Below are 15,714 nucleotides of genomic sequence, written 5' to 3'. Positions count from 1 at the left end.
GGCGAATCCTCCTACTGACCTTTCTTGAAGTTGTAGATATCAATCGGCTGCAACATGTCACCCATGTTGTTGCCAAATGCGTTGCGCTGGTAGGTGATAACCGCCGCCAGGTCGACTTCATTGAGCTGGCCGCCGAAGGCCTGCATCGCGCTGCCGGGGACACCATTAACCAGAACGTCAATGTGGTCTTTGACCGGGCCGGTGGCAATCGGGCTGCCGGCAATGGCTGCACCCACACCGCCTTCACCGTTGGCGCCGTGACAGGCAACACAAGCGCGGTTGTAGACTTCTTTACCGCGGGCTACCAGCTCGTCCATGTTGAACTCTTTGGACATCAGCTCTTTCAGCTCAGCGGCCTCGGCCTGCTTGCCGTCCATCCACTCTTGGTAGTCGCTGTCTTCAACGACGTTAACCACGATCGGCATAAAGCCGTGGTCGCGGCCGCACAGCTCGGCACACTGACCGCGGTACACACCGGTTTCAGTGGCTTTGGTCCAGGCTTCGTTGATGAAACCGGGGATGGCGTCGCGCTTAACAGCCAGCGCCGGCACCCACCAGGCGTGGAGTACGTCGTTGGCAGTTACCAGGAAGCGCACTTTCTTGTCGACCGGGATCACCAGCGGCTCGTCTACCTCGATCAGGTAGTTGGAGCCCTTGTCGGCGCTGTTGCCGATCTCTGCTTTGTCAGTCAGCAGATTGGAGAAGAAGCTGACATTGTCGCCATCGGGATTGATGTATTCGTACTTCCACTTCCACTGATACCCGGTGACCAGGATGTCAAGGTCAGCATCGTCAGTATTATAGATGTCGATCAATGTTTTGGTGGCAGGAACTGCCATAATGATCAACAGAATGAAGGGAACAACAGTCCAAGCGATCTCAAGCTTGGTGTTTTCGTGGAAGGTGGCAGGTTCGGAGTGACGGGATTTGCGATAGGCAAATACCGAATAGAACATAATGCCAAAAACAACCACGCCAATGACTACACAGATCCAGAACACAAACATGTGCACGTCGTAGATCTTGGCACCGACCTCGGTAACCCCCGGCGTGATATTGACTTGCCAACGCTGGGGCGCGCCTTCAGCGGCCCATGCGCCAGAACTGAAAAGGCCAAGCAGCATCAGCACAGGACTAAGCGCCAGCTTTGCAAGCCGTTTCGCTTGTTGAACCATCTCCCGTGTCTCCGTAAATAATGAGAAAAAACCCCGCAAGCAAGCTACGACACACGCTACACATCGGTTTCAATTGAAACACCATCATTCGACAGGAATTCTGAAACAGGATCGGGCGAAAGCGGCCCGGCCTCTCTAGCTAGCTAAAGAAGCGACAAGGACATCTCCCCCCGAAATGTATGCAGCACACGCCCGTGGCAACAGCTTTGGGTGCGACAAAACGCCGCAATTATAAACCTGAAGATTCCGACAGCGCCACTCCAACTGTGCTTTTATAATTGCGGTGCCAACGGCCCATCATCCGCTGGGCCCGCTCAGACTACTATTTGTATAGAGCTGGCTTATTGGTAACCACAATATCTAGTGGGCCGGATGATTCTGACCCTAGAAAGCTGTAATAATCCCACTGGCCCCATTAGTGTGCAGCTTTAGCCTCACTACAGCGCAAATCCGGGACACTCCATGGCGACCCGCCCCAGCAGCGACAGCAACATAACGGACAACCGAGACATCCCCAGTCGGCTTTGGTCCCTGGCCTGGCCAATGATTTTGGGCAATCTCTCGGTACCGCTATTGGGCCTGGTAGATACAGCAGTGCTGGGCCACCTGGACGACAGCCGCTATCTCAGCGCGGTCGCCATCGGCACCAGTTTGCTGGCCTTTCTCTACTGGGGTTTCGGGTTTTTGAGGATGGGCACAACCGGTGCCGCCGCCCAGGCCAGCCAACGGGAAGAGCGTTCTGCGCTGCTGTTCAAGGCGATGGTCCTGGCACTAATCATTGCCACGGGGCTGCTGGCGCTGGGCCCACTACTTATCTCCATGGGTCTGGCGGCCATGGATGCCCCGGGGGACCTGCACGGACTGGCCAGTAGCTACCTGAGCATTCGCCTGTTCAGTGCCCCGGCGGTGCTAGTGACCTATTGCATGGTGGGCTGGCTGGTGGGCCGGCAGCAAACCCGGTGGCCGCTGATCATTGCACTGGTTACCAACCTCAGCAACATCTTTCTCGACCTGCTTTTTGTGGTGGGCTTTGGCTGGCAAAGCGACGGTGCGGCACTGGCCAGCGTGATCGCCGAATACAGCGGGCTGGGGCTGGGCCTTTATGTGCTGCGCCACAACCTGGCCGACATCGCCCGGATGGGGCTGCCCGCCGCCTGGCGCAGCGGATTACCCATGGGCCGATTAATCGCCAGCAACCGCCATCTTTTTATACGCACCGCAGCCTTACTGTTCAGCTTCGCGTTTTTTACCGCCCAGGGCACCGCTCTGGGCCAGAATATCGTCGCCGCTAACGCCATTCTCATTCAGCTGGTGCTGGCCGCCGCCTATGGTATGGACGGCTTTGCCCACGCCACCGAGGGTCTGGTTGGGGAGGCCTGGGCAGAGGGTAATCGCGCCCGCTTTCTGGCGATCTGCAAATACTGTTTTATTTGGTGTGGGGTCTCGGCGCTGGTGGCCAGTACCCTGCTGTGGCTGGGCCGGGACCTGATCGTACAGACCATGACTGACCTGCCGGCAATCAGAGAATTAGCCCAACACTACTTTGGCTGGGTGGTATTGATTCCGCTGATCAGCGTGACTTGCTATGTGCTGGACGGGATCTTTATTGGCGTTATGGCGTCCCGAGCCATGCAGTGGTGCATGCTGTTCAGCGTTGTTGTTGTCTATCTCCCCTGCTGGTGGCTGACCCAGCCGTGGGGCAACCAGGGCCTGTGGCTGGCGTTTGCGGTCTTTCACATCGCCCGCGGCCTCAGTTTAGCGGTAATTTTTCCTAAATTGCCCCGCCAACTACCCGCAACACCCCCTTAACGTTCCGCAACACGTTACTTTTTGATACAGTGGGTAACGTTCGTTGAAACAACAGCGAATTGACTAGGCAGGAATGGGGCCCGAATCACCGCCATGTGGCGCTTTTGCCTCCCGTTTCTTGCTCTCGACTTCACCCTAGGGCTCGCGAGATGAGCCGAAATTGACTGCTGGGGAAGCGGCTCAGCCACCTTGCTACTACACCCCCGGTAACACTTGTTTTGTTCGCCGTTCATGGTCATCCAAAGGAGAGCCAGCCCATGAGAACACTGATCATTGCCATTATTGCCTCACTGCCGCTGGTATCGGCACACAGCCAAACGCTGTGCACCCAGGCTGCCACCATTGGCACACCCAAAATGCCCGATGTTCAAGAATCCACCTTCAGCCAAGTAGCCGAGCTGAAGGATGAAATCAACGACTACATAGCCAATGCCGAGCAGCGTCTGGCCAAGTGCGACAGCCCCAGCAACCCGGACTATCCGTTTTTTCACAACCTGGCGGTGATGCACCTGGAGCAGGTCGCCGAGCGTTACAACGCTCTGGTTTCCCACCACAACGCCTCCGTGACGGTCGCCACCAAGTAACCCCCCACCCCCTGCGCCATGCGGCAGGGGGAAGCTCACCTAGATAGTGTTACTTGAACACACCTTTTCTTAAAATTTCGTAACAAATCCATACAGTGCTACTTAGCGTAACAAATGCTGTTGTACACTGGTGTTCAGTTCAGCGGTAATCAAAACCAGATGAACTGGTCTCCTACCTCAGCCAGGGTGAGAAACGGCGTAACTTTGCTGCCAAATCCTGCAAAAACGTGGAAAAGGGTGACTAGCACCCCGAGAGAAAAAGTGACTGAGGCCGAGATCCTAGATACGCGTATTTGTGTATATAGGTAGCAAAACTGCTCAACGTTCGCCGTTCATAGTCACCGACAGGAGAAATGACTGATGAGAACTTTAATCGCTACATTATTGGTTTCACTGACTTTTATTTCAGCCAATGCCCACGCCAGCTGCACCCAAGCGGCGGTTCTGGGCGCACCCAAAATTCCCGAGCTGCAAAACAGCAGCTACCAGGAAGTGCTGGCACTGCAGGGCGAAGTGCACAACTACGTGGAAACTGCCCAAGCCCGCCTGGAGCGTTGCGATGGGGAGAACAATCCCTTCTTCTACAACATGGCAGTGATGCGCCTGGAAAAAATTGCCGGAGAATTTAACCAACTGGCACGGCACTACAACGCGGTAGCTGTGGCACTCAACTAGAGGCCCATCGCCAAGCGCGGCTGTTTTAGAAAGCGCTTTCTAAAACCGAGCTAACCGAAAGCCCTGGCGGGTGACTGCCGGGGCTTTTTATGGTCAGTCGGCTTCCGGAATCCACAGCAGGTAGTCAGTGGCGCCAACATCCACGCCCAGCTGGCTAAGCAAGGTGGTGATCTGCCCTCGATGGTGGGTCTGGTGGTTAAAGAGGTGCAACAGCACGGCGCCAAAACATTTGCTGAAAGGGTCGCCCCGGCGGTTGCGATAGTGCAGGGTCGCAGCAAAGTCATCCTGGGTCAGCGCCTGGCAAAACGTCACCATGTCTTCATCCAAACGCTGCCGCCAGGGGCGCAGCCTGGCCAGATCCGGCGCCAGTATTTCATCCAGCGCGGTCGGCTCCGGTGGCTGCTGGGCAGTGCGTAAATGCTGAGTCGCTGGAGAAGATAGCGCCACAAAGCGCCGCATCCACATGATGTCGGCCACCAGTAGATGGTTTAACGTTCCCAGTATCGATCCGAAGAACGCACCGCGATCTTTGGCCAGCTCAGTGCTGTCCAGCTGTTCGCAGCCGTCCAACAGGCGCGCATTCATATCCCGGTTGTAGTGACTCAAGCCCTGAAACTGTGTACTCAAGTCCATTGCTAGCACTCCAGATTGGCAACGGCATTGCGCAGTAGCGCCTCGCAGTGGCGGGTCGCCGGGCCGGCGTTATCCCGCTCCGGCACCACCAGAAACAGGTCGGCAAAACGTTCGCCCCCTTCCACCATGGGCAGCGGCACCACATCGCCCCGAGCCAACTCGTCCCGCATCGCCACCTCCGGCAGCCAGGCAAAACCAATGCCCCGGGCCACCGCGCTCACCGACATATCGATGCGACTGACAGTCAGCCGCTGAGCGGCATCCAACCAGCCCGAATCCCGCTGCCTGCGCATCCCCGAGTCCCGCACCACCAACTGACGGTAGGGCCGCAGGTCACGGTAGTCCAGCTCCCGCCCCAATTGGTGCAGCGGGTGATTCGCCGCCGCCACCGCCACAAAGCGCACCCGCAGCAGGTGATCCCCCAAGAACCCCGGCGGCACGATGCCGGTGAGGGCAATATCGCAGCGCCGCTCCAGCAGTGCTTCCTCGGCACCACTGAGCACAGTTTCCAGGCATTCGATACGAGTATCGGGGAAGTGCTCGGCCAGGTCGGTGAGGCAGTCCAACATCGCCGGTTTGGGGAACAGGGTATCGCTCACGATCCGCAGCTGGGGCTCCACCCCCGCCGACACCGAGTGGGCCGCGCCCTCCAATCGCAGGGCTTCGTCAATCAGCGCCCGCCCACGGCGGTAGAGCATCTGGCCAGACTCGGTGAGCTCCGCCTTGCGGCCACGAATCTCGAACACCGGCACCCCCAACTGCTCCTCAAGCTTTTGGATCGCGTAAGTCACTGCCGACTGGCTTTTGTGCAGTGTCTCGGCGGCACGGGCATAGCTGCCTTCATCCACCACCGCCAAAAAACAGTGCCACTGATCCAGGCTGGTCCGGGGTCCACGCATAATAGTTCAAATAAACTGATTGATTAGATGGGTAAATTGCGCTTTTTAAATCAAAAAATCAATCATTAAATAGGAGTCACAGCACAGCAAACACAAGGACTCAGCCATGACACAGATTCTTTATATCAGCAGTAGCCTATCCGGCAGTGCCGGCCAATCCACCCAGTTGGCAGATCGTTACATCGCCAAGCGCCAGGACCGTGGCGACGATGTTGCCATTATCCGTCGCGATCTCCACGCCGACCCCGTCCCCCACCTGGACGGTGAGCGCTTTGCTGCCTTCACCACCCCGGCGGCGGAGCGCAGCGAAGCACAGCGCGAGGTCGCGGCATTCTCCGACCAGTTGATCGACGAATTGCGCCGCGCCGACGAGATCGTTATCGCCCTGCCGATGTACAACATGGGTGTACCCTCGACCTTTAAGGCGTGGATCGACCACGTGGCCCGGGCCGGCGAGACCTTCCGCTACACCGCCAATGGCCCCCAGGGATTGCTGGAGGACAAAGCGGTGACCGTGTTGGCCGCCCGCGGTGGCATGTATGCCGGTACGCCCCAGGACAGCCAGACCCAATATGTGAAGGACATACTCGGCCTGATGGGCCTGACTCAGGTGGACTTTATTTACGCCGAGGGTTTGAACATGGGCGACGAGCAGGCACAGCCAGCGATTCACGACGCCCAGCAGCAAATCGACCGCCGCGCAGCCTAGCCGGCGATCCTCTTTATATACCGACAGCAGGGGAGGAATGAGTATGACAGCACGCAAGATAGCCCGGCGGCTCGCCGCCGTACCGGCCAGCGATGGCGCCGGGGTAAAGCTCAAGCGCAGCCTTGGTCAATCGCAGCTGGCCCGGCTCGACCCATTCCTGATGTTGGACGAGTTTTTTTCTGACCAGCCCGAGGACTACCTGGCCGGGTTTCCTTCACACCCTCATCGGGGTTTTGAGACCGTGACCTATATGCTGGACGGTCATATGCTCCACGAGGATCACATGGGTAACCGCGGCGATTTGCGCCCCGGCGACGTGCAGTGGATGACTGCCGGCCGAGGCGTGATCCACTCAGAGATGCCCCAGCAGACCGAAGGCCGCATGCGGGGCTTTCAGTTGTGGATCAACCTCCACAGCAGCGAAAAGATGCAGCCGGCGGCCTACCGGGATATTCCCGCCGACCAGCTCACCCGCCATGAATTTGAGAATGGCACCCGCGTCGTCCATATCGCCGGGCGCACCAGCCTCAATGGCCAGAGCAGCCAGGGCGCCGTCAATGGCCTGGATGGCCGTCAGCTGAGCAGCGACCCCTTGTATTTAGATATCGAGCTGCCCGCCGGCAATGACATGGATATCGCCATCACCCCCGGGTACAACGCCCTGGTTTATCTCTACGAGGGCAATATGACCCTCGGCGATGAGGTGCTGGGCAGCAACGAGGTGGCGGTGTCGAGCGATGGCGACAGCTTGCGCCTGCAAGGCGGCGACGGTGGCGGGCGGGCCCTGGTTTTGGCTGGCAAGCCCTTTGGTGAACCCGTGGCCCAGTACGGCCCCTTTGTGATGAACAGTAGCGCCGAGATCGAACAGGCGCTAAGGGATTACCGGGACGGCGCTCTTACCGCCGATCAATAGCACAGCCTCGATAGGCTGCACTTATTGCCACAATAGGCGCGAAAGCATACCGGCACGCCCATAACCGGCGTATAGTAAAACTTACCGTTTACTATTTGGTCTGTAGCAATACAGGCCAAATCACCCGATACCTTGAATACCTCTGAACAAGGAGGACAACCATGAGTGAAGGACTAGCTGTTCGCGATGTAATGAAAAGCCCCGCGCCCTATATCAAGCAGGGCGCCGCGCTGGGCGATGTGGTGGAAACACTGCGCAAATATGGCGTTATGGGCCTGCCAGTGGTAAGTCAAACCGGCTCGGTGGTGGGCTTTGTCTCCGAGCAGGACTGCATTCACTCCATGCTGGTGAGCAGCTACCACTGCGAGGGTGCGCCCATTGTGGACGATGTGATGTTCACCGAAGTGCTGTCGGCTCGACCCGACCAGAATATCGTCGACCTGGCCCAGGCCATGGGCAAAAACAAGCCCAAGCTCTACCCGGTGATCGACGACGGCACTCTGGTGGGCCTAATCACCCGCAGCGACATTCTCCAGGCCCTGTGGGAAAGCCGCAGCCACTGCGACGCCCCTAGCAAAATCGCCTGATCGAGTGAGCTCATCCCGCTCAGCTCACACGGGCAGGAGCAGTCGCGGGCGGCGATTGTGGCTGGTTTTGCTTGGCGCTCTGGCCGTTGCGCCACTCAGTGCCTGCCAGGCCGGTGCCCTTACCAGCGGGCGCGCGCCCATCGAAGTCGCTTACGGCGACGCCGAGCGCCAGCGCATGGATGTCTATCGCCCCAACGCCCAAACACGGGCGCCAATACTGGTGATGGTGCACGGCGGTGCCTGGCGTATCGGTGACAAAGCCAACCGCGCCGTAGTGAACAACAAGTTGGCTTATTGGGGTAAACAGGGCTGGCTGTTTATCTCCCTCAATTATCGCATGCTCCCCGACACCGCCCCCTACACCCAGGCTGAAGATGTGGCCGCCGCGTTGGGCTATATCCAGCAGCACGCAGCGCAGTGGGGCGGCGACCCCGATCGCATTGTCGCCATGGGCCATTCCGCCGGTGCCCACTTGGTCACCCTGGTGGCCACCGATCCCAAGCTCGGCGGCTCCCTTGACGGTGTGCTGGGCACAGTGTCCCTGGACACCGCCGCCCTGGATGTGGAAGCCATCATGACCGAGCGCCACCCCCGGCTCTACGATCGCGCCTTTGGCGACGACCCCGACTACTGGCGCAAAACCTCGCCGCTGCGCCAACTGCATCCCGGCGTCAAACCATTGCTGCTGGTGTGCTCCACCCGCCGCGACAACAGTTGCAGCCACGCCCAGCACTTTGCCTCCCAGGCCGACAAGCTGGCGGTACGCACCGAGGTGCTGCCGGTGGACCTGAGCCACGGCGCCATCAATAGCGATTTGGGGGAGCAGAGCCGCTACACTGACAATGTCGACCGCTTTATCAAAGGATTACTGCCTGCATTATGACGACACCTCGCGCGCGAAACCTGTTTGTTGCCGCCGCAAGCGCCTGGCTTCTTGTTGCCTGCGCCGGCCAGGAATTTGACGATGCCCGGGAATGGCGGCTGCGGGAATGCGAGAAGATTCTCCATCCAACTGACCGAAAAAACTGTATAGCTAACACACCCGACTACATCGACTAGTTCACTCGACGCGTGTGAACTAGACCGATACCCACCATTCACCAACCAATAAGACACGGAAACTATGGAAAACCAATCCTTCGATATCGTCGTTTACGGCGCCACCAGCTTTGTCGGCAAAATCCTCGCCCGTTACCTGACCGACTTTGTCGCACTCAACCCCGAGCCGGCATTGAAGTGGGCCATCGCGGGTCGCAGCGCCGCCAAACTCGATCAACTCAAAGCCGAGCTGGGTCAGAGTGACCTGCCCACCATCATCGCCGACGCCAGCGACAGTGTCGCCCTGACGCAAATGTGCCGACAAACCAAAGTGGTGATGACCACCGTTGGCCCCTACGCCCTCTACGGCAGCACCCTCTTGCAGTGCTGCGCCGAAACCGGCACCGACTACTGCGACCTCACCGGCGAAGTACAGTGGATTCACCACATGCTGGAGGCCCACGAAGCCTCCGCCAAAGCCAGCGGCGCCCGGATCGTCAACTGCTGTGGCTTTGACTCCATCCCTTCAGACCTGGGGGTGTATTACACCCAGCAGAAATTCCAGGAGAAATTCGGCAAGCCCGCCAGCACCGTGCATATGGGCATGAAGGCCGCCAAGGGTGGATTCTCCGGTGGCACCTACGCCAGCCTGATGAATGTAATGAAGGAAGCCGCCGACGACCCCAAGCTGCGTAAAAAAATGGCCGACCCCTATCTGCTGTGCCCGGGGGCTAAACACAAAGTCCACCAGCACAATCCGGGGCTGGCCGAGTATGACGCCCTCAGCGATTACTGGACGGCCCCCTTTATCATGGCGGCCATCAATACCCGCATCGTCCACCGCAGTAACTTCCTGTTAGAGGAGCAGTACGGCCCCGATTTCCGCTATCAGGAAACCTTCCTGGTGGGCAAAGGGTTAAGCGGTCGCGCCAAGGCCACCGCAATGGGCGCCGGACTGGGTGGCTTTATGCTCACCGCCAGCTTGCGCCCCGGTCGCTGGCTACTGGGTAAAATCCTGCCGGAACCCGGCGAGGGTCCCAGCCCCGAAGAGCAACTGGCCGGCTTTTACGATATGCGCTTCTACGCCAGCGACGAGCAGGGCAACACGCTGGTGGGTAAAGTGACCGGCGACCGGGACCCCGGTTACGGCTCTACCTCCAAGATGCTGGCGCAATCGGGCTTGTGCCTGCTGCAAGACGTGGACAGAGAAGCCTGCCCCGGTGGCTTCTGGACCCCCGCCAGCGGCCTGGGCAATACCCTGCAAACCCGCTTGGAGAAGCACGCCGGGCTGACCTTCAGTGTGGTAGAGGAATAAGTCGGGCTTTTTCCCTTTTGACAGGCGCGTTACAAACGCGCCGGCAAGTCGGCGATGGTGTCGAGGACCATGGTCGCTTGCTGGTCAACACGCTGTTCATCACCGCTGCGGTATTTGCCGGTTTTAACCAATGCCGCCTGTAGACAGGCGGCCTGAGCCCCCAGCACATCACCGTCGATATCATCCCCCACCATCAGGGTGTTGGCGGGGTCGCAGCCCATGGACTGGGCGACACTGATAAAAAACGTCGCCGCCGGTTTGCCGATGATTTGCGCCTCAACATCTGCGGCATACTCCAGCGCTTTGACAAAAGGGCCGGCGTCGAGATGCAGGCTACCGCCGCTTTGGTAGTAGCGGTTGCCACCCACCGCAATCAGCGGCGCACCCTGTTGCAGCACTTGAAAGGCCGCATCCAAGACCTGGTAACAAAACCCTTCAGCGGCATCGAAAACCACCACCGCATTGGGGTTGTCGGTATCGATATCGGCGAAATCATCCAGCAGTGCCGGTGTACTGATAATAAAGGGGCGCAGGTGTTGCTGTTGCAGAAGTTGTTTGACGGCAATGGGGGCGGTGATCAACTGCTCGGCCTGTAGGCTAAAACCCAAATCGACCAGCTCATCGAGTACCGCCTGACGCGGCCGCTTGGAGGTGTTGGTGAGAAAACGCAGGGGGAGATCGCGGCGCTGCAACTCGGCCACGGCATCAATCGCACCGGTGAGGGCCGCGCCATCGAGTGTCAGGACGCCGCCGATATCCAGCAGCAGTCCGTCAATCACGCGGAATAGGCTCCCACATCCTGCTCACAGGCCCAGATCAAGGCTTCGTCCCGCTGTAGGGGTGTGAAGTGCTCAATCTCCACGTTGGGGGCCCAGTGGGTAATGATGGCAATGGAGCGCTTGTACCACTGCTTGTCACTGACCAGCGCGGTGCGGGTAATGTGATTGATATGGTGGGTCAGCAAACCCATCTCGCGGATCAGACCCCGCAGGGTAAAACCCTTGAAGTGATCCATCTCGATATAGATACCCAGTTGATCCTGACGCTCCAGCTTGCGCTCCACTTCGTGCATCACCGTGGTCATATCGTCGTGGTTAACTTTGCCCGCCAGCTTCATACCCACCACATTGGGGGATGAGATCGGAATTAGTTGTAACATAACCTCGCTCTCCAAAAGCGAATCTCCTTTATCAGTATAGATAAGATTTGGAGATTTGCGTTCCCCGGTATTATTACCGGGGTCAAGGAGTTAGCGGTTAAGGTTCAATTCAGTCTCAAGATACGAAACAAAACTGTCACCGGGGCGCGTTAGGTCTCATTTCAGTGATCAGTGCGATTGCGACCGTCAGCTTTGGGGTCGATCAGCGATACCACTTGTATCTCGTCCTCGTGGGCCAGGCTCTGCTCGCCGGGGCGGGGCTGATTCACTCGAGTGGGAGGCTCTTGGGGCGCGTCCTCGGGGCCGGTATCGTCGCGAATAATGTCGCTAAACCCGCAGCGCACACACTCCCGCACCTGTTCGTTGTCATTGGCTCGGTACATGACGATTTTGTCCATTTCGCTGCACTTGGGGCAGACGGCACCGGCGATAAAACGCTTGGGTCTATACTCTGTCGCCATAACTAAGCCGCCCCTTTATTCTCTTTAACGATACCGCTGTGGCGCAACAAGGCATCGTTGGCGGGCTCGCGACCACGGAAGTTTTTAAACAGCACCGCCGCATCTTCGGCGCCGCCCTGTTCGAGGATCTCCCGGCGGAAGCGCTCGCCGGCTTGAGGGCTCAATACCCCTTCCTCTTCAAACAGCGAGAAGGCATCGGCTGAGAGCACTTCCGCCCATTTGTAGCTGTAGTAACCCGCCGCATAACCACCGGCAAAAATATGCGAGAAGCTGTTTTGGAAGCGATTAAAGGCCGGTGGCTGCATCACTGCCACCTGATCCCGAACCGCCTGCATCACCGCGTCGATATCGGCTTCGCTATCGATTTTGTCCTGCATATGCAGTTTAAAATCAAATAGGGCGAACTCGATCTGCCGCAGCATCTGCATGCCGGACTGGAAGTTTTTGGCCGCCAGCAATTTTTCCAGCATATCGTCGGGCAGTGGTTCGCCAGTCTGGTAGTGGGCGGAGATATCTGGGATTACCGCCTTTTCCCAGCACCAGTTCTCCAGGAACTGGCTGGGCAGCTCCACCGCGTCCCAGGCCACGCCGCTAATGCCGGATACACCCAAATAGTCGATCTGGGTCAGCATGTGGTGCAGGCCGTGACCAAACTCATGGAACAGGGTAGTGACGTCGTTGTGGGTGAGCAGGGAAGGCCGGTCAGCGCTGGGCGGCGTAAAGTTGCAGACCAGAAAGGCCACCGGGCGCTGCACGGCGTCATCACCCAACAGGCGGCGACCGCGACAGTCCGCCATCCAGGCCCCGCCGCGCTTGTTGGGGCGGGCAAACAGGTCCAGATAGAAGTGGGCCAGGGCCTCATCGCCCCGGGTAATGGCGTAACAGCGGGCATCTTTGTGCCACAGGTCCTGATCGTCAAGCTGCTGAATACTCACATCAAACAGCTGGCCGGCCACTTTGAATAAGCCCTCCAGCACTTTATCCAGCGGGAAGTAGGGCTTGAGTTCCTCCTGGGAAATGGCGTAGCGGGCCTCCCGGAGTTTTTCGCCATAGTAAGGCACATCCCAGGCCTGCAGATCGTCGCAACCTTGCTCGGCGGCAAAGGCTTTTAACTCCGCCAACTCCTGCTCGGCCATGGGCTTGCTGGCCTCGGCCAACTCCTCCAGAAAGCTGATCACTTGCTGCGAAGAGCCGGCCATCTTGGTGGCCAACGAGTTGTCGGCGTAGTGGTCAAAGCCCAGCAGTTTGGACAGCTCCTGGCGCAATTGCAGAATCTCCACCATCAGCGGGCCGTTGTTCAGCTCGTCACTGGCGTTGGGGCCAATGTTGGAGGCCCGGGTCACATAGGCCTCGTAGAGCTCTTTGCGCAGCTCGCGGTTGTTGGCGTACTGCATCACTGGCAGGTAAGTGGGAATGTCCAGGCTCAGCCGGTAACCGCTCTTGTCTTTAGCTTCGGCGGCGGCCTTCAGGTTAGTAAGCACTGACTCCGGCACCCCGGAAAGGGTCTCGGCGTCGTCGATAAACTTCTCCCAGCCGTCGGTGGCGTCCATCACGTGGTTGCCAAATTCGGTGGACAGGGTGCTAAGGCGCTGCTGAATCTCGGTAAAGCGCTTGGCGGCGTCGCCCTCCAGGCCGACGCCGGAGAGGGTGAAGTCCCGCAGCACGTTCTCCACCACCTTTTGCTGGGGGCGGGACAAGCCCTGAAAGGCCTCGCTCTCTGCCAATGCCTTGACTCGCTCGTACAGGGGGCGGTTTTGGCCCATCTCGCTGTTGTAGGCGGTGAGCTGGGGCAGGCACTGGTTGTAGGCCTCCCGCCAGGCGTCACCGGCAATCACCGAATGCAGGTGGCTCAGTGGCGCCCAAAACTGGCCAATGCGGTCGTCGATGGCCTCCAGTGGCGCCATCAGGTTGTCCCAGCTGGGCGGCGCGGCATCCTCGGTCAGCGCCGCCACCTCGCTGCGGGCCTGGTCCAGCAGCTGCTGACACTGGGCGGGAAAGGCCTGGGGATCGAGTTGGGAAAAGGCGGGCAGGGCTTGGCTCATGGCTAATTCAGCTCTTTCAAAATCGGTGAGTGGCGAGTCGATACGCTATTTTCGCACAAATGCCCGGGCGATTTGGGGGCATTGAGCACGGGTGCATACGGGGACCGGGGCGCATGTCGTTCACTGGCCGCCGGGCATACTGTAGTAATGGCCTCCCGCTAGAGTGATTTCAAGGGGGCAGGCCTGTCACGTATCATAGACCTCACGATCAAGTCAGCGATCAGCCACAACATCCGGAGAGCCCAGCATGCCCTACAACGCCCAGGACTATACCCGCACCTTTGAGGGCCACCAGCCGCAACTGGCCGAGGGCGTGTTTATCGACCCCACCGCACTGGTGATTGGCGATGTCAGCGTGGGGGCCGACACCTCCATCTGGCCCCAGGCAGTGGTGCGGGGAGATATGCACCGCATCCGTATTGGCGCGCGCTGCAGCATTCAGGACAACAGCGTCTGCCATATCACCCACGCCGGCCCCTACAACCCCAACGGCTATCCGCTGACCATTGGCGACGACGTCACCGTGGCCCACTCGGTGACCCTGCACGGCAGCACCATCGGCAACCGGGTGCTGATCGGCATGGGCAGCATTGTGATGGACGGCGCGGTGGTGGAAGACAATGTGGTGATTGGCGCCAACACCCTGGTGCCACCGGGTAAAAAACTGCAAAGTGGCTATCTCTATACCGGCAGCCCCGCCAAGCCAGTGCGGGAATTAAGCGATAAGGAAATGGATTACTTCTGCTACAGCTCGGCCAACTACGCCAAGCTCAAAGACCGCCACATCCGCTCGTTGACCGAAGAGAATCAGTAATAATCATGCATATCCGGTAAACTCCGGTGCATCAACTCGAATGGAATCAGCCCGCCTCACCCTATGAAACGTCTGTTTATCGTCCACGGCATGAAACGCAGCGGCAACCATGCCGTGCTCAACTGGCTAAAAGCCCACGACCGCTTTATCCACTTTAACAATGTCTACCGGATTGCCATGGTGCTAGACGGTGAGATTGAGCTGCCCGAAAAACCCTATCCCTATCGACAGTGGCTAAAAGCGCGCTATAAAGAGAAGGGCATGGGCGCACTCTTCCCTTTTGAGCGCCTGTCTCCCCGCTCCTATATCGCCAGCTTTGAAGACCACCGGCTGGACTGGCGAGCGTTTGACAGCGCTCCCTTGCCAGTGGTCAATATAATCATTGTTCGGGATATCGAAAACCTGATGGCCAGCCGCATCAAGAAAGGCATGAGCCGGGATTCCCGAGCCTACCCCACCGAGCACAACGACGACATGCAGCGGGTAATCGACACTTGGAAAATGCACGCCCGGGAATGTCTGGGGGAGACAAGTTATATTCCCGGCCGCATCGTGATCCCCTTTAATCGCTGGTTTAGCGATCAAGAGTTTCGCCGCGAGCTGGCCGAGCAATTGGGCTACACCTTTACCGACGAGGGCCTGTCCAGGGTCTCCACCAAGGGCGACGGCAGCTCCTTTGATCAAACCCAGTTCGACAACCAGGGCCAGAAAATGGACGTACTGGATCGGGTACAGCGCCTGAGTGAGCAGGAGCGCGCGGTGTTTGACTCGGTGATGGACGACCCGGAGTTGCAGGACTTAAACCGGCGCCTGTTTGCTGACTAAATTTGGCGACTAAATTCCGCCCCCTTTAAATTGCTTGGCGGCCACACTGAACAATAAAACTCGCGACATAATAAGA

18 protein-coding genes are annotated in these 15,714 nt (G+C 58.6%); 11 read left to right on the top strand and 7 right to left on the bottom strand.

The window, feature by feature from the left end:
* Nucleotides 1-11: 11 nt before the first annotated feature.
* Complete coding sequence (gene coxB, locus I6N98_RS00245) at nucleotides 12-1,175, bottom strand: cytochrome c oxidase subunit II (protein ID WP_198569841.1); 1,164 nt, start codon at nucleotides 1,173-1,175, stop codon at nucleotides 12-14.
* Between the two features lie 462 nt (nucleotides 1,176-1,637).
* Here coxB and I6N98_RS00240 point away from each other — a divergent pair, with 462 nt between their 5' ends.
* The 3 genes from I6N98_RS00240 to I6N98_RS00230 all read left to right on the top strand — a co-directional run bounded on the left by I6N98_RS00240 (nucleotide 1,638) and on the right by I6N98_RS00230 (nucleotide 4,243).
* Nucleotides 1,638-2,984 carry an MATE family efflux transporter gene (locus I6N98_RS00240; protein ID WP_198569840.1) on the top strand — a complete coding sequence of 449 codons (1,347 nt, stop codon included), beginning with the start codon at nucleotides 1,638-1,640 and terminating at the stop codon, nucleotides 2,982-2,984.
* 257 nt (nucleotides 2,985-3,241) lie between these two features.
* Complete coding sequence (locus I6N98_RS00235) at nucleotides 3,242-3,568, top strand: hypothetical protein (protein WP_198569839.1); 327 nt, start codon at nucleotides 3,242-3,244, stop codon at nucleotides 3,566-3,568.
* 360 nt (nucleotides 3,569-3,928) lie between these two features.
* Nucleotides 3,929-4,243 (top strand): hypothetical protein, encoded by a 315-nt coding sequence (locus tag I6N98_RS00230; protein ID WP_198569838.1) that lies wholly within the window; start codon nucleotides 3,929-3,931, stop codon nucleotides 4,241-4,243.
* Nucleotides 4,244-4,336: 93 nt separating this feature from the next.
* Here I6N98_RS00230 and I6N98_RS00225 read toward each other — a convergent pair whose 3' ends face one another.
* Both I6N98_RS00225 and I6N98_RS00220 read right to left on the bottom strand, forming a co-directional pair.
* Nucleotides 4,337-4,876 (bottom strand): DinB family protein, encoded by a 540-nt coding sequence (locus tag I6N98_RS00225; RefSeq protein ID WP_198569837.1) that lies wholly within the window; start codon nucleotides 4,874-4,876, stop codon nucleotides 4,337-4,339.
* 2 nt (nucleotides 4,877-4,878) lie between these two features.
* Complete coding sequence (locus I6N98_RS00220) at nucleotides 4,879-5,775, bottom strand: LysR family transcriptional regulator (protein WP_198569836.1); 897 nt, start codon at nucleotides 5,773-5,775, stop codon at nucleotides 4,879-4,881.
* Nucleotides 5,776-5,881: 106 nt separating this feature from the next.
* Here I6N98_RS00220 and I6N98_RS00215 point away from each other — a divergent pair, with 106 nt between their 5' ends.
* The 6 genes from I6N98_RS00215 (at nucleotide 5,882) to I6N98_RS00190 (ending at nucleotide 10,337) form a co-directional block, all read left to right on the top strand.
* Entirely contained in the window at nucleotides 5,882-6,484 is a 603-nt protein-coding gene (locus I6N98_RS00215; RefSeq protein WP_198569835.1) for an FMN-dependent NADH-azoreductase, read from the top strand.
* 43 nt (nucleotides 6,485-6,527) lie between these two features.
* Nucleotides 6,528-7,397 (top strand): pirin family protein, encoded by an 870-nt coding sequence (locus I6N98_RS00210; protein ID WP_198569834.1) that lies wholly within the window; start codon nucleotides 6,528-6,530, stop codon nucleotides 7,395-7,397.
* Nucleotides 7,398-7,558: 161 nt separating this feature from the next.
* Nucleotides 7,559-7,984 (top strand): CBS domain-containing protein, encoded by a 426-nt coding sequence (locus I6N98_RS00205; protein ID WP_198569833.1) that lies wholly within the window; start codon nucleotides 7,559-7,561, stop codon nucleotides 7,982-7,984.
* A gap of 55 nt (nucleotides 7,985-8,039) precedes the next feature.
* Complete coding sequence (locus I6N98_RS00200) at nucleotides 8,040-8,867, top strand: alpha/beta hydrolase (protein ID WP_198569832.1); 828 nt, start codon at nucleotides 8,040-8,042, stop codon at nucleotides 8,865-8,867.
* Nucleotides 8,864-9,043 (top strand): hypothetical protein, encoded by a 180-nt coding sequence (locus I6N98_RS00195; protein WP_198569831.1) that lies wholly within the window; start codon nucleotides 8,864-8,866, stop codon nucleotides 9,041-9,043. Before I6N98_RS00200 ends, I6N98_RS00195 begins: the two co-directional genes overlap by 4 nt.
* 64 nt (nucleotides 9,044-9,107) lie before the next feature.
* Nucleotides 9,108-10,337 carry a saccharopine dehydrogenase family protein gene (locus I6N98_RS00190; RefSeq protein ID WP_198569830.1) on the top strand — a complete coding sequence of 410 codons (1,230 nt, stop codon included), beginning with the start codon at nucleotides 9,108-9,110 and terminating at the stop codon, nucleotides 10,335-10,337.
* 29 nt (nucleotides 10,338-10,366) lie between these two features.
* Here I6N98_RS00190 and I6N98_RS00185 read toward each other — a convergent pair whose 3' ends face one another.
* The 4 genes from I6N98_RS00185 to I6N98_RS00170 form a co-directional block, all read right to left on the bottom strand.
* Nucleotides 10,367-11,116, bottom strand: a complete 750-nt coding sequence (locus I6N98_RS00185; RefSeq protein WP_198569829.1) for a TIGR01458 family HAD-type hydrolase — start codon at nucleotides 11,114-11,116, stop codon at nucleotides 10,367-10,369.
* A complete protein-coding gene (locus tag I6N98_RS00180; protein ID WP_198569828.1) occupies nucleotides 11,113-11,496 on the bottom strand; it encodes a SpoIIAA family protein in 384 nt (127 codons plus the stop codon). The genes I6N98_RS00185 and I6N98_RS00180 overlap by 4 nt, the downstream gene beginning before the upstream one ends.
* Before the next feature lie 161 nt (nucleotides 11,497-11,657).
* Entirely contained in the window at nucleotides 11,658-11,957 is a 300-nt protein-coding gene (locus I6N98_RS00175; RefSeq protein WP_198569827.1) for a YheV family putative zinc ribbon protein, read from the bottom strand.
* 2 nt (nucleotides 11,958-11,959) lie between these two features.
* Complete coding sequence (locus I6N98_RS00170; RefSeq protein WP_198569826.1) at nucleotides 11,960-13,999, bottom strand: M3 family metallopeptidase; 2,040 nt, start codon at nucleotides 13,997-13,999, stop codon at nucleotides 11,960-11,962.
* Between the two features lie 247 nt (nucleotides 14,000-14,246).
* On the opposite strand from I6N98_RS00170, the gene I6N98_RS00165 reads away from it, so the two are divergent.
* Together I6N98_RS00165 and I6N98_RS00160 are read left to right on the top strand one after the other, a co-directional pair.
* Nucleotides 14,247-14,813, top strand: a complete 567-nt coding sequence (locus tag I6N98_RS00165; protein ID WP_198569825.1) for a gamma carbonic anhydrase family protein — start codon at nucleotides 14,247-14,249, stop codon at nucleotides 14,811-14,813.
* Between the two features lie 63 nt (nucleotides 14,814-14,876).
* Entirely contained in the window at nucleotides 14,877-15,638 is a 762-nt protein-coding gene (locus I6N98_RS00160; RefSeq protein WP_198569824.1) for a hypothetical protein, read from the top strand.
* Nucleotides 15,639-15,714 lie beyond the last annotated feature (76 nt).

It is taken from the genome of Spongiibacter nanhainus (genome assembly GCF_016132545.1).
Lineage (GTDB): Bacteria > Pseudomonadota > Gammaproteobacteria > Pseudomonadales > Spongiibacteraceae > Spongiibacter > Spongiibacter nanhainus.
The sequence above is the reverse complement of the archived record's forward strand: the minus strand, read 5'-3'. Positions and strand labels throughout refer to the sequence as shown.